This is a genomic window from Modestobacter lapidis (genome assembly GCF_054780755.1).
This window is the reverse complement of record NZ_BAAGVS010000002.1, coordinates 318,509-331,256: the sequence shown is the minus strand read 5'-3', so window position 1 is coordinate 331,256 and position 12,748 is coordinate 318,509. Positions and strand designations below refer to the sequence as shown.

Below are 12,748 nucleotides of genomic sequence, written 5' to 3'. Positions count from 1 at the left end.
GTCACGAATGTGCCATTCAGTGGACGGGGAGCGGACCCGCGCGTCGCGGCCGTGCCACGGTGTGCCAGCGGCTGCATCGGAGCAGCCGGACCGTCGAGGAGACCCCATGTCCCTGCGCACCCGGCGGAGGGCGGCCGTCGCGGCCGTCGCCGCACTCCCCCTGCTGACCCTGGGCTGCGGCTCGGACGCCGAGCCCGAGGCCTCCGGCGGAGGCGGTGATGGTGCGCAGGAGGTGGCGACCGTGACGCTGGGCCTCATCCCGATCATCGATGTCGCCCCGATCCACCTCGGCATGGAGCAGGGGTTCTTCGCCGACCAGGGCATCGAGCTCGAGCTCTCCGCGGGGCAGGGGGGCGCCGCGATCGTGCCCGGGATCGTGAGCGGCAGTCTCGACGTGGGGTTCACCAACAACCTCTCGCTGGTGATCGCCTCGGCCGCCGGCCTGCCCCTGCAGGTGGTGGCCAGCGGCGTCGACAGCGCCGGCGACCCGGAGACCGACCAGTTCACGATCGTCACCGCCGACGACTCGATCACCCGCCCGGCCGACCTGTCGGGCAAGACGGTGGCGGTGAACACCGTCAACGCCATCGGCGACACCGTGGTCAAGGCCTCGGTGGAGGCCGACGGCGGTGACCCCGACTCGATCAACTTCGTCGAGCTGGCCTTCCCCACCATGCCCGCCGCGGTCACCGCGGGGGACGTCGACGCGGCGTGGCTGGTCGAGCCGTTCGTGACCATCGGTGAATCGCAGGGCATCCGGGTCCTCACCACACCGCTCAACGACTTCACCGACATCGAGGTGGAGGTCTCCACCTACGTCACCAGCCAGCAGTTCGCCACGGAGAACCCCGAGGTGCTCGACCGCTTCCGCACGGCGCTGGAGGAGTCGCTGGAGTACGCCCAGCAGAACCCGGAGGCCGTCCGGGCGATCCTGCCGACCTACCTCGACATGCCGCCGGAGCTCGCCGCGCAGGTGCGGTTGCCGGTGTGGAACACCGACGTCAGCGAGGAGACCCTGGAACTGTTCACCGAGCTCGGCCAGAAGTACGGCGTGCTCACCGGCGAGCCCGACCTGGACGCCCTGCTGGCCGGGGTCGAGTAAGGACCCCCACTGCCCCCACCACTCGCAAGCTCGCGAGTGGGCCGGGGGCAGCGGGGTCCTTCCTCAGGCCGGGACCAGCCGGACCGGCACGCTCGCCCAGCCCTTGAGGGTGTTGTTCAGCTTCGGCACCGGATCGCCGGCGGGCTCGATCGCCCGGGCCCGCTGGGCCAGGGCGGTGAGCACCAGCTCGGTCTCCAGCCGGGCCACCGGTTGCCCGACGCACTGGTGCACGCCCATCCCGAAGGCCACGTGCCCGGCGGCGCGCCGGCCGATGTCGAGCACGTCGGCGTCCTCGCCCCACTGCCGCGGGTCACGGTTCGCCGAGCCGAGGAACAGCAGCACCTTGGTGTCCCGGGGGATGGTCGTGCCGGCCACCTCGACATCGCGGGTGGTGGTGCGGAAGAAGGTCTGCACCGGCGACTCCCAGCGCAGCGCCTCGTCGAAGGCGAACTTGGCCCGCGCCGGCTGCCCGTGCAGCTGCGCCCACTGCCCGGGGTGGCGGGACAGCGCGTAGACGGTGTTGGCGATGCCGTAGACGGTGGTGTCCACCCCGGCGGTGAGCAGCGAGCGCACCAGCATCGGGGCCTGCTCGTGGGTGATCTCACCGCGGTCGGCGGCGGCCCAGATCTGCTCGCCGAACCCGCCGGGGGCGAGGTTCTCCCGCTGGCACTGCTCCATCACCCAGGCCTGCACCGGCGCGGCGGTGGCCAGCGCCTTGCGGCGCAGCTCGTTGTCGGGGCCGAAGGCGTTGAAGGCCAGACCGCCGTAGGGCAGCAGGTTCTCTCGGCCGGCCTCGGGCAGGCCGACCGCGTCGGGGAACACCTGCAGCGGATAGACCTCGGCCAGGTCGGTCACCGCATCGACGGTGCCCTGGGCGACCAGCCGGTCGGCGATCTCGTTCGCCGGTGCGGCGAACCGCTCCCGCAGCGCGCGCATGCTGCGCGGGGAAATGACCCCGTTCATCGCCGTCCGGACCACGGTGTGGTCGGGTGGGTCGGCCTCCAGCAGCAGGCTCGGTGGCCGCCACGGCTCCTCCTTGGCGAAGTCGCTGATCCCCGCGCCGCGACTGGACACGAAGGTCTCCCAGTCGGTCAGCGCGGCCGTCACGTCCGCGAACCGGCCCAGGGCATAGATGCCGTGGCGGGGCAGGAAGACCACCGGGCCGGCGTCGCGCAGGCGGCGGTGGAAGTCGTAGGGATCGGTCAGCACCTCGGTGCCGAACGGGTCGTCGTCCAGGCTCGGGACGTCGGCGGTGCTCGGGCTCTCGACGGTCATGGTCTCCTCCGGGATCGGATCGGGGGCGGGGCGGCGGGCTCAGCCGCCGGTGATCGTGCTGACGTCGAACTCCTCGTCGATGAGCTCGTACTCCAGCATCAGATCGGCGATGTCCTGCAGCCGCTGGGTGTCCAGCTCCGCCGACCACGTGGGCATCGCCACCTGCTCGACGACCTCGGCGGGGACCTGGGTGTAGGTGGGCACCAGCTCGACCAGCCGCGCCCGGTCGTCCTGGAGCTCCGTCATCGAGGCGTCCAGCGCACGCTGGAAGGCCTCGACGGCCTCGGGGTTCTCCTGCACGAACTGCTCGGTGGTGATCCAGCCGGCCACCGGCATGCCCTCGGTGGGCCCGGCGAACATCGGCAGCACGATGCGGTTGCCGCCGGCCAGCGCGCTGGCCTGGAACGGCTCCACCTGCCAGATGGCGTCCACGTCACCGCGCTCCAGGGCGGCCTGCATGTCGGGGTAGGGCAGCTCGACGTAGGTGACCGAGGACGGGTCCACCCCCGCCTCCTCGAGCAGGGTGTTGATCGCGACGGTGCCGATGTTGAGCAGGTTGTTGACCGCGATGCGGCGGCCGGCCAGGTCCGCGGGGCCCTGGAGCGGCGAGTTCCCCGCGACGAGCAGGGAGTGGTCGTCCCCGCCGACGTCGTTGCCGGCCACGAGCCGCAGCGGCAGGCCCTGCTGGGCGGCGAGGAAGGCCGAGGTGTAGTTGCCGTAGGCGATGTCGAACTCGCCGGCGACCAGGGCCGGGATGGCCTGGGCGCCGCCTGCGGTGGGCGTGAGCTCGACCTCGAGCCCCTCGTCGGCGAACAGGCCGTGCTCGGCGGCGTTGACCGCGCTGGCGGTGTGCACCAGCGGGAAGTAGCCGACGCTCATGCTCGTCGTCGCGTCGTCCCCGTCCCCGCTCGCACCCGCACCGTCGTCCGACGACCCGCCACAGGCCGTGAGGGTCAGCCCGAGGGCCAGCACCGCCGCGAGGGCCAGCGGCCGGCCCGTCCGGCCGGGACGGATGGTCAGGAAGTGCTGCATGGGGGTCCTCTCCAGTGCAGGTCGCCGTCGACCTGCCGCGCCTGCTCGTGCGGCGTCGTCGCGCCGCATCGACCCCGTGACCGGGGCCTCAGCAGGATCCGGTGACCCGCGACACCCTTTCCAGTGCCCATCCCGTTGAATGGGAAGCCGGATCGGACGGCGACACGGAGGGCGGCATGGCCAACTCACCGACCGGCGACTCGGTGCTGGCCCGGATCGTCCGGGTGCTGGACTCCTTCGAGGACGGCGCTCCGCTCACCGCCTCCCAGGTGGCCCGCCGCGCCGACCTGCCGGTGGCCACGGCGCACCGGCTGGCCGTCGCGCTCGTCTCGCACGGCCTGCTGGAGCGCGCACCGGACGGCCGGCTGCGGGTCGGCGTGCGGCTGTGGGAGCTGGCCGCGCGGGCACCGCGGGCGCTGGGCCTGCGCGAGGCGGCCATGCCGTTCATGGAGGACGTGCACGCCGCCACCCGGCAGCACGTGCAGCTGTCGGTGCTCGAGGGCGACGACGTGCTGTTCATCGAGCGGCTCTCGGCGCGGAACGCGGTGATCAACCTGGTGACCGTCGGCGGGCGGATCCCGGCCCACGCGTCGTCCTCCGGTCTGGTCATGCTGGCGTTCGCACCACCCGGGCGGCAGGAGGAGGTGCTGGCCCGGCCGATGCGGCCCTACACCGCCGCCACGATCATCGACCCGAACCGGCTGCGCCGGGAACTGGCCGAGGTGCGCCGGGTGGGGTACGCGGTCACCGGCGGCCACGTGCACCGGGACGCCACCGGCATCGCCGTTCCGGTGCACGGGTCCGGGAACGCCGTGGTCGCCGCCCTGGCCGTCGTCGTGCCCAGCGCGGACGCCCAGCCCCGCCAGCACGTGTCGGCGCTGCTGGCCGCGGCCCGCGGCATCTCGCGCACGCTGGGCGCCGCGCTCCCCACGCCGAGCGCCGAGCGGCTCTCCTCGCCGCACGCCCCGGCCCCGGGCTGACGCGGCAGCCCGCACCCCCGGAGCGGAGGCGCGGGCTGCCCGGACCCGGCTCAGCCCCGTCGGGCCACCCGGGTCAGCGGCCCAGGACGCTGCTCAGCGCGGCGCGCAGCCACTCGGCAGCCTGCCCGGGCGAGGACGGCGAGGAGAGGTGCCGGGCGGCGACGTAGAGGTCGGGGCGCACCAGGAGCAGTCCGCCGTCCTCGATCTCGCGCAGTTCGGCCCAGGTGCCGTACGGGTCCTCGAACTCCTCGCCCGGGCCGATCGACACCGGGGTGAGGCCCAGCCCGAACTCCTCCCCCAGCGCCCGGCCGGCCTCCAGCCAGGGCGCGCCGCCGATGCCGGTGACCAGGGCGAAGCGGCCCTGGCCGACCAGGTCCAGCGTCGACACCCGACGGCCGGCACGGGTCACCCAGGTGTGCGGGATCTTGGCGCCGGGCCAGGTGGTGGGCTGGGCGTAGAGCACCGGGTCACGCCGGTACTCCGGCATCGGCGTGCCGTCGGGCACGACCGCCGAGGAGGCGTAGCGCTGGTTGTGCTCGATGCCGTGCGCGTCGAACTCGTGCGCCTTGTACGCGATGGCCTCACGCAACCCGGCGCGGACCTTCTCCCCCTGCGGCCCGGGCGCCTTGCGCAGCGCGAGCGCCTCCTCGAGCTTGGCCACGTCGGTGGTGTCGGAGAGGTCCAGGGCCTGCAGGATCCGGCCGGTGTCGGCGATGCTCTGGTTCGCCCGCTCCACGATCTGCCGGGCGATGGGGGCCCGCTCGGCGTCGTAGCTCTCCAGCAACGACGGCCCGGCGGTCCCGGCGATGACGTGGGAGAGCTTCCAGGCCAGGTTGTAGGCGTCCTGGATGGAGGTGTTCGAGCCCAGCCCGTTCGTCGGCGGGTGCCGGTGCACGGCGTCACCGGCGCAGAAGACGCGGCCGCGGGCGATCGTGGTGGCGAAGTGGTGGTTCACCGTCCACGGCGACGCGGACTTCACCCGCATCTCGAAGTCGTCGGTGCCCACGAGCGCCACCGCCAGCTCACGGACGACCTCGTCGGTGAAGGTGGGCGGCCCGGCCGCCACCTCGTAGCCCCACATGAGCATCCACTCGTTCCAGGGCTTGATCATGCGCAGCACGCCCAGGCCGACGCCCTCCTTCTCGGCGCCCGGCTGGAGCATCCAGTAGAGGACCGACGGGCGGTGCGCGACCAGGTGGGAGAGGTCGGCCTCGAAGACAATGCTCATCGCGCCGGCGACCGCGCCCGGCCCCTCGAAGGGCAGGTCGAGGTCGGCGGCGACCTTGCTGCGCGCGCCGTCCGCGCCGACCAGGTACTTCGAGCGGATCGTGTACTCACGGCCGGTCAGCCGGTCGCGGACCGTGGTGGTCACCCCCTCGTCGTCCTGGACGTGGGAGAGGTACTCGGTGTCGAACCGGAGCCGGGCCCCGCGCTCCTGGGCCGCTTTGATCAGCACCGGCTCGGTGATGGTCTGCGGCGCGTCGAGCATCGTGCAGGGGCTCTGCAGCTCGTAGTCGGCGTGCCGGACCGTGTCGGTGCCCCAGGACGGGATCCGGCCCAGTTCCTCGCCGGCCAGGCTGGTGCAGAACGTGGTGTTGCCCATGAGTTCCCACGGCGTGCCGAGGGCCAGGAGGGTGTCCTCGATGCCCATGTCGCGCATCGTCTCCATGGTGCGCTGGTTGGTGATGTGCGCGCGGGGGGTGTCGGAGAGCCGGCTGTACTTGGTCACCAGCAGCGTCGACGTGCCGTAGGTGGCGAGGAACAACGCCGCGGATGCCCCCGCCGGGCCCGAGCCCACGACCAGGACGTCGACCTCGATGGTCGGCTGCGCGTCGGCGGTGGTGCTCGTGGCGGGAACGCTCATGAGGGTCCTCTTCCGTCTGCAGGCCAGCGGCGGACAACCGTCCGCGCTGTGGTCGTGCCGATTACAGGCACCGTCCCACCAGTGTGTCAAGACTCACCCCGGCTGGTGGATGCCCGTTGCCCGGCGGGTGCCCACCGCCACCTCGACGACCGCGCCCGCCTGGCACAGCCGCGCCTCGGCCAGCGCAGGTGTCGAGCAGTGTGGCGGCCGTAGATCCGCCGGGCACGCACCGGTTCCTCCTGAGGACGGCGGTCGGGCCGGGCAGCTGCCCGGCCGCCCGGACCGTGTCCCACGCCGGGTCAGCGTCGCAGCGGCGCCCGCAGCCGATCCCGGCGTCTCCAGGCGACGACGCCGGCCGCGGCCAGCAGCCCGAGGGTCATCGCCGGGCCCACCCCGAGGACGACGACGTTGGTGACGGTCGCCCCGGCCATGAGCGCAGTCAGCCCGACCGCCGCCGGGGCGGCCAGCCGAGGAACCAGCAGCCCGGCGGCCCCGGCCACCTCCAGCGCCCCGACCACGTACCGCAGCGGCTGCCCGGCCCCGATGTCGGCGAACAACTGCACCATCTCGGGGCTGCCGCCGAGCTTGGTCAGCCCGGCTCCGGCGAACACCGCGGCCAGCGCGGCCTGCAGCACCCACAGCGCGGCGGCGCCGGCCCGGCGGCGGGCCGCCGGGCGGACGGCACCGGATGCGACGGCGTCCACGGCGCTCAGCCGGCCAGCAGGGCGTCGAGCCGCTCGTACCCCTCGCGGACGCCGACCTCCATGCCGCTGGCCACGAACGCGTCGCGCGCCTCGAAGGAGTCGACCAGCGATGTCGAGGTGAGCCGGGTCCGGCCGCCGCCGAGGTCGGTGAACACCAGCCGCTCCAGGGCCACGCCATCCGGCATCCCCTCGAAGGTGAAGGTCTGGACGATCAGCTCGGCCGGGCGCACCTCGTGGAAGCAGCCGCGGAAGCCGTACTCCTCGCCGCCCTGGCTGTGCACGTAGCGGTAGGAGCCGCCGGTGCGGCAGTCGTAGTGGTCGATCCGCATCTCGAGATCGCGCGGGCCGAGCCAGCGGGCGACCAGCTCCGGATCGGTGTGCGCGCGGAAGACCTTCGCGGGTGGCGCGTCGAACTCCCGGGTGATCCGGACGAGCGGAACGTCGGGGTCGGCGACGATCTCGGTCCGGTGGGTGCCGGCGGTGGTCATGTCGGTGCTCCTCCTTCGTGCGGCGGTGGGGCGGGGTGCACGTCGTCCGGCATCGACCGGAGGACGTCGTCGAGCCGGCGGTAGCGCTCCTCGGCCTCGCGGCGGTAGCGCTCGAGCCACTTCGTCATGAGGTCGAACACCTCGGCCTCCAGGTGCACCGGGCGACGCTGCGCGTCGCGGGTGCGACTGACCAGCCCGGCGTCCTCGAGCACCTTGAGGTGCTTGGACACCGCCTGCAGCGTCACCTGGTAGGGCCCGGCGAGCTCGTTGACGGTGGCGTCCCCGGCGGCGAGCCGGGCCACCATGTCGCGCCGGGTGGGATCGGCCAGCGCGGCGAACACCCGGGACAGTCGGTCGGCCATCACGTCTCCTCAACCGATCGGTTGAGTACAGCGTGCGCCGGGCCGTCGACATTGTCAACCGCCTGGTTGACCACGGGGGGCCGCCTCCTCCTCCCGGGGCCGCGCCCGGCATGCTGCAGGCTCCGCGCACGGCCGTCCCGACCATCGGGCGGCACCGCGCGCGGGCTTCCCTGGGCCGGCACCGAGGCCGGTCCAGTGCTGAACGGAGTGCTGCGTGCGGATCGGCGTGCCCCGCGAGTCGCGCCCCGGTGAGACCCGGGTCGCCACCACCCCGACCACCGTTCCGCACCTGCGGGCGCTCGGCCACGAGATCGTCGTCGCCGCCGGCGCGGGACGGGCCAGCAGCTTCCCCGATGCGGCCTACGCCGCGGCCGGCGCGGAGGTCGGCGACGACGACGCGGCGTGGCGGTGCGACGTGGTCCTGCGGGTCAATGCCCCGGCGGACGGCGAGATCGACCGGCTCCGGGACGACGCCGTGCTGGTCAGCCTGCTCGCGCCGGCGCTGAACCCCGACCTGCTCGACGCCCTGGCCCGGCGGGGAGTCACCGCGCTGGCGATGGATGCCGTGCCGCGGATCTCCCGGGCACAGTCGCTGGACGTGCTGAGCTCGATGGCCAACATCGCCGGCTACCGCGCGGTGATCGAGGCGGCGCACGCCTTCGGCCGGTTCTTCACCGGGCAGGTGACCGCGGCGGGCAAGGTGCCCCCCGCCAAGGTGCTGGTCGTCGGCGCGGGAGTGGCCGGGCTGGCCGCGATCGGGGCGGCCAGCAGCCTGGGCGCGATCGTGCGGGCCACCGACGTCCGGCCGGAGGTCGCCGAACAGATCCGCTCGCTGGGCGGGGAGTACGTGGCCGTCGCGCCGGCCGAGCAGACCGTCAGCGCCGACGGCTACGCCCGGGAGACCTCCGCCGACTACGACCGCCGGGCCGCCGAGGTCTACGCCGAGCAGGCCCGCGACGTCGACATCATCATCACCACCGCGCTGATCCCCGGCCGCCCCGCGCCGCGGCTGATCACCGCGGAGATGGTGGCCGGCATGCGGCCGGGCAGCGTTCTCGTCGACATGGCCGCCGCGATGGGCGGCAACGTGGCCGGCACCGTCGCCGACGAGGTGGTGGTCACCGGCAACGGCGTGTCGATCATCGGCTACACCGACCTGCCCGGCCGGCTGCCGGCGCAGGCCTCCCAGCTCTACGCCACCAACCTGGTCAACCTGCTGAAGCTCCTGACACCGGGCAAGGACGGCCGGCTCGTGCTCGACCAGGACGACGTGGTGCAGCGCGCGATGACCGTGGTGCACCGCGGCGAGATGACCTGGCCACCTCCGCCCGTACCGGTGTCGGCCACGCCACCGGCATCCTCACCGGCCGCGTCGGTCACGCCCGCGGCTCCGAAGGCGGCGCCGTCGCCGGCCCGCCGGGCCGCCCTGGCCGGGGTGGGGGCAGTGCTGCTGTTCGTGCTCACCGCGCTGTCCCCGGCGGACCTGCGCGGGCATCTCACGGTCTTCTCACTCGCGATCGTGATCGGCTTCTACGTCATCGGGCACGTCCATCACGCCCTGCACACCCCGCTGATGTCGGTCACCAACGCGATCTCCGGGATCATCGTGGTCGGCGCGCTCCTGCAGGTCGGGCACGGTGACGCCGTCGTCACCACGCTCGCCACCGTCGCGGTGCTGGTGGCCAGCATCAACGTGTTCGGCGGGTTCGCCGTGACCCGCCGCATGCTCGGCATGTTCACGAGGGGCTGAACCGGTGTCTGTCGAGTCCGCCGTCCAGGCGGCGTACGTCGTCGCGGCGCTGCTGTTCATCCTCAGCCTGGCCGGGCTGTCCCGGCACGAGTCGGCCCGGGCCGGCAACGCCTTCGGCATGGCCGGCATGGCGGTGGCGCTGGCCGCGACCGTCACGCTGGCCGCGCGCAGCAGCAGCGGCACCGGGCTGGCCCTGCTGGCCGGCGCCATGGGCGTCGGCGCCGCGATCGGGCTGTGGCGGGCCCGCCTGGTCCAGATGACCGGCATGCCCGAGCTCATCGCGATCCTGCACAGCTTCGTCGGCCTGGCCGCCGTGCTCGTCGGCTGGAACGGCTACCTGTCGGTCGAGGCCCGCCCGGGCGAGCAGACCGAGGTGGCCCCCGGACTGCTGGGCATCCACTCCGCCGAGGTCGTGATCGGCGTCTTCATCGGCGCGGTGACGTTCACCGGCTCGATCGTCGCCTTCCTCAAGTTGTCGGCCCGCATCCGGTCCAACCCCCTGGTGCTTCCCGGCCGGAACCTGCTCAACCTCGGCGCACTGGCGGCGTTCGCCGTCCTGACCGTGCTCTTCGTCCTCGAGCCGGGCCTGGGCCTGCTCGCCGCCGTCACGGTGCTCGCCCTGGCCCTGGGCTGGCACCTGGTCGCCTCGATCGGCGGCGGCGACATGCCCGTGGTCGTGTCGATGCTCAACAGCTACTCCGGCTGGGCGGCCGCGGCCTCGGGCTTCCTACTCGGCAACGACCTGCTCATCGTCACCGGCGCGCTGGTCGGGTCGTCCGGTGCCTACCTGTCCTACGTGATGTGCCGGGCGATGAACCGGTCGTTCCTGTCGGTCATCGCCGGCGGCTTCGGCAACGAGGGCAGCGCCGCCGGTGACGTCGACCACGGCGAGCACCGCGAGATCAGCGCCGCGGACACCGCGCAGCTGCTCAAGGAGGCCACCTCGGTGGTCATCACCCCCGGATACGGCATGGCGGTCGCGCAGGCGCAGTACCCGGTCGCCGAACTGACCCGCCGGCTGCGCGAGCTGGGCGTGCCGGTGCGGTTCGGCATCCACCCGGTCGCCGGCCGGCTGCCCGGGCACATGAACGTGCTGCTGGCCGAGGCGAAGGTGCCCTACGACGTCGTCCTGGAGATGGACGAGATCAACGACGACTTCCCCGACACCTCCGTCGTCCTGGTCATCGGCGCCAACGACACCGTCAACCCCGCCGCCCTCGACGACCCGGGCAGCCCGATCGCCGGCATGCCGGTACTGCACGTCTGGGAGGCCGAGGACGTCGTGGTGTTCAAGCGGTCGATGAACACCGGCTACGCCGGTGTGCAGAACCCGCTGTTCTTCCGGTCCAACAGCGCCATGCTGTTCGGCGACGCCAAGGAACGCGTGGAGGACATCCTGCGCGCGCTGTGACCTTCCGGGCGGTCACGGCCCTGCCCCACCTCCGGCCCCGGACGGCGACCGACCCGGTGCGAGCATGCGCAGCGCGACCGCCGCCGGGACCAGGGCCACCGCGGCGACCAGCACGAGGCCGAGCTCGTCGGTACCGGGAAGCGCTCCTCCGGCCAGCGGTGCCACGAGGCCCGCACACCCCCAGGCGGTGAACACCCGGCCGTAGGCCCGGGGAAAGGCACCGGCCCCGACCCGGTCGGCGGTGACCGCCGGCACCAGCGCGGACACCGCCCCGTAGGCCAGGCCCGTGCCGGTGAACGACCCGAGGACCACCTCCGGGGCCGTCGGGCTCCCGAGACCGGCCACCGAGACCGCGGCGACCCCCAGCGCCGTCGCCAGGGCGGGTACCCGGCCGACCCGGTCGGACCACCAGCCGGCGGCCAGCCGCCCGGCCAGGTTCCCGGCGGCCAGCAGCGAGACGGCCACCCCGGCCGCGCCCGCGGTCAGCCCGCGGCCGGTGGCGACGGGGGCGGCCATGGCGAACAGCAGCAGTCCGGGTGCGGATCCGCCGGCGAAGAGCACCCAGAGCAGGACGACGGTGCGCCGCGGCGGCGGCCCGGCCGCCGGCCGGCCGCGCTGCGCCGTCCGGTCCGGTGGAGCGAGCAGCGCCGCCGCGGCCAGCAGCCCACCGACCACCACCGACAGCACGGCCAGGCAGGTCCGCCAGCCGGCCGCGGCGAGCGCAGCGGGCGCCAGCACTCCCAGCAGCACCGGCCCGGCGGCGTAGGCGGCGACGACGAGGCCGGTCGCCGTTCCCCGGCGGGGGGCGGGCGACCGGGCGGCGAGCCCGACCGCGACGCCGTAGCCGACCCCGCTCGCGGCACCGAACAGCAGCGCGATACCGGCCCACAGCGCCAGCGGGTGGTGTCCCGTCGCCGCCACGCCGAGGCCGGCGGCGGCCGCGCCGGCCGCACCGCCGAGCAGCCGGCGGGGCCCCACCGTGCGCAGGGCACGGCCGGTCGTCAGCAGCGCCACGGTGAACACGGCGATCGCGGCCGCGAAGACGGCGGCACCGGCGGAGCCCGGTGCGCCCACGTCCGCGGTCGCCTGCTCGGCCACCAGGCTCCAGCCGAACAGCGTCCCGGCCGCCAGGTTCGCCACCACTCCGCACGCGACGGGCCGCTCCAGCTGAACCCTCCCCGGGTGGGCAGCGGTGGACGCCGTTCACCGTCCCGGCCCGGACGGCGAACCGTCAAGCGGCTCCCGACCGACCCGGCGGCGCCGCATTACGGCCGATATCGGGTCGATCCAGCCGACATGCCGGGTGGCTCCCACCCGGTCGGTGACGGCGCGCCGATGGTCCTGCGGAGAACGCCCGCTGGTCCGGCGCCGAGGACCTGCCGCGGCTTGACCGCCGACTCGGGCCAGGGCCAGGGTCGGCTGATCCAGGAGGGTCGAAAGCCCCTCCGCCGGTGCATCCGGAGGTGCGACATGGCCGTCTACCAGTACCGCTGCCCCGACCACGGTCCGACCGAGACCCGCTGCGCGATGGGCAGTGCGCCGGCGACGGTTCGCTGCCCCGCCTGCGGAGCGGACGCCGCCCGCGTGTTCACCGCCCCCCGGCTCTCGTTCGGGTCGCCGGTGCGCCGGGCCCTTCTCGACCGCACCGAGCAGAGCCGCGACGAACCCGCGGTGGTGTCCGGGCCGCCGGCCCGGCACCCGTCGGCTGCGGCGCTCCCGCGCAACCCCGCCCTGGCGCGCCTGCCGCGCCCCTGACCGACGTGCACGGCCGTTCACGGGG

Annotated in this window: 12 protein-coding genes; 5 read left to right on the top strand and 7 right to left on the bottom strand. The window is 74.0% G+C overall.

The genetic code is table 11. The features are described 5' to 3' along the window. The first annotated feature begins 106 nt into the window (after positions 1–106). Positions 107–1,102 carry an ABC transporter substrate-binding protein gene (locus ACYVG5_RS04215; protein WP_222046877.1) on the top strand — a complete coding sequence of 332 codons (996 nt, stop codon included), beginning with the start codon at positions 107–109 and terminating at the stop codon, positions 1,100–1,102. Positions 1,103–1,165: 63 nt separating this feature from the next. Here ACYVG5_RS04215 and ACYVG5_RS04210 read toward each other — a convergent pair whose 3' ends face one another. Both ACYVG5_RS04210 and ACYVG5_RS04205 read right to left on the bottom strand, forming a co-directional pair. Next, entirely contained in the window at positions 1,166–2,377 is a 1,212-nt protein-coding gene (locus ACYVG5_RS04210) for a cytochrome P450 (RefSeq protein WP_222046875.1), read from the bottom strand. 39 nt (positions 2,378–2,416) lie between these two features. Continuing rightward, positions 2,417–3,409 carry an ABC transporter substrate-binding protein gene (locus ACYVG5_RS04205; protein ID WP_222046873.1) on the bottom strand — a complete coding sequence of 331 codons (993 nt, stop codon included), beginning with the start codon at positions 3,407–3,409 and terminating at the stop codon, positions 2,417–2,419. A gap of 176 nt (positions 3,410–3,585) precedes the next feature. On the opposite strand from ACYVG5_RS04205, the gene ACYVG5_RS04200 reads away from it, so the two are divergent. Then, entirely contained in the window at positions 3,586–4,389 is an 804-nt protein-coding gene (locus ACYVG5_RS04200) for an IclR family transcriptional regulator (RefSeq protein WP_222046871.1), read from the top strand. A gap of 73 nt (positions 4,390–4,462) precedes the next feature. On the opposite strand, the gene ACYVG5_RS04195 is transcribed toward ACYVG5_RS04200, so the two are convergent. From ACYVG5_RS04195 to ACYVG5_RS04180, 4 genes are all read right to left on the bottom strand, one after another. Then, a complete protein-coding gene (locus ACYVG5_RS04195) occupies positions 4,463–6,253 on the bottom strand; it encodes an FAD-dependent oxidoreductase (protein ID WP_222046869.1) in 1,791 nt (596 codons plus the stop codon). A 299-nt stretch (positions 6,254–6,552) separates the two neighbouring features. Continuing rightward, positions 6,553–6,957 carry a DoxX family protein gene (locus ACYVG5_RS04190; RefSeq protein WP_460682980.1) on the bottom strand — a complete coding sequence of 135 codons (405 nt, stop codon included), beginning with the start codon at positions 6,955–6,957 and terminating at the stop codon, positions 6,553–6,555. A 5-nt stretch (positions 6,958–6,962) separates the two neighbouring features. Then, positions 6,963–7,445: an SRPBCC family protein gene (locus ACYVG5_RS04185; protein WP_222046867.1), complete on the bottom strand. Its 483-nt coding sequence runs from the start codon at positions 7,443–7,445 to the stop codon at positions 6,963–6,965. Then, the gene (locus ACYVG5_RS04180) at positions 7,442–7,807 is read right to left on the bottom strand and encodes an ArsR/SmtB family transcription factor (RefSeq protein ID WP_246629831.1); all 366 of its coding nucleotides are present in this window, start codon (positions 7,805–7,807) and stop codon (positions 7,442–7,444) included. Before ACYVG5_RS04180 ends, ACYVG5_RS04185 begins: the two co-directional genes overlap by 4 nt. Before the next feature lie 214 nt (positions 7,808–8,021). Here ACYVG5_RS04180 and ACYVG5_RS04175 point away from each other — a divergent pair, with 214 nt between their 5' ends. Further along, positions 8,022–9,557 (top strand): Re/Si-specific NAD(P)(+) transhydrogenase subunit alpha, encoded by a 1,536-nt coding sequence (locus ACYVG5_RS04175; protein WP_222046863.1) that lies wholly within the window; start codon positions 8,022–8,024, stop codon positions 9,555–9,557. Between the two features lie 4 nt (positions 9,558–9,561). After that, positions 9,562–10,968 (top strand): Re/Si-specific NAD(P)(+) transhydrogenase subunit beta, encoded by a 1,407-nt coding sequence (pntB, locus tag ACYVG5_RS04170; protein WP_222046861.1) that lies wholly within the window; start codon positions 9,562–9,564, stop codon positions 10,966–10,968. A 12-nt stretch (positions 10,969–10,980) separates the two neighbouring features. On the opposite strand, the gene ACYVG5_RS04165 is transcribed toward pntB, so the two are convergent. Next, positions 10,981–12,108 carry an MFS transporter gene (locus ACYVG5_RS04165; RefSeq protein WP_222046859.1) on the bottom strand — a complete coding sequence of 376 codons (1,128 nt, stop codon included), beginning with the start codon at positions 12,106–12,108 and terminating at the stop codon, positions 10,981–10,983. A 330-nt stretch (positions 12,109–12,438) separates the two neighbouring features. Here ACYVG5_RS04165 and ACYVG5_RS04160 point away from each other — a divergent pair, with 330 nt between their 5' ends. Beyond that, complete coding sequence (locus ACYVG5_RS04160) at positions 12,439–12,723, top strand: FmdB family zinc ribbon protein (RefSeq protein WP_222046857.1); 285 nt, start codon at positions 12,439–12,441, stop codon at positions 12,721–12,723. The last annotated feature ends 25 nt before the right edge of the window (positions 12,724–12,748 follow it).

Excerpts from the sequence above, each read along its gene's own strand:
- ACYVG5_RS04205 (WP_222046873.1), bottom strand. The coding sequence starts at position 3,409 with ATGCAGCACTTCCTGACCATCCGTCCCGGCCGGACGGGCCGGCCGCTG.
- ACYVG5_RS04180 (WP_246629831.1), bottom strand. The coding sequence starts at position 7,807 with ATGGCCGACCGACTGTCCCGGGTGTTCGCCGCGCTGGCCGATCCCACC.
- ACYVG5_RS04200 (WP_222046871.1), top strand. The coding sequence starts at position 3,586 with ATGGCCAACTCACCGACCGGCGACTCGGTGCTGGCCCGGATCGTCCGG.
- ACYVG5_RS04215 (WP_222046877.1), top strand. The coding sequence starts at position 107 with ATGTCCCTGCGCACCCGGCGGAGGGCGGCCGTCGCGGCCGTCGCCGCA.
- ACYVG5_RS04195 (WP_222046869.1), bottom strand. The coding sequence starts at position 6,253 with ATGAGCGTTCCCGCCACGAGCACCACCGCCGACGCGCAGCCGACCATC.
- ACYVG5_RS04185 (WP_222046867.1), bottom strand. The coding sequence starts at position 7,445 with ATGACCACCGCCGGCACCCACCGGACCGAGATCGTCGCCGACCCCGAC.
- ACYVG5_RS04210 (WP_222046875.1), bottom strand. The coding sequence starts at position 2,377 with ATGACCGTCGAGAGCCCGAGCACCGCCGACGTCCCGAGCCTGGACGAC.
- ACYVG5_RS04160 (WP_222046857.1), top strand. The coding sequence starts at position 12,439 with ATGGCCGTCTACCAGTACCGCTGCCCCGACCACGGTCCGACCGAGACC.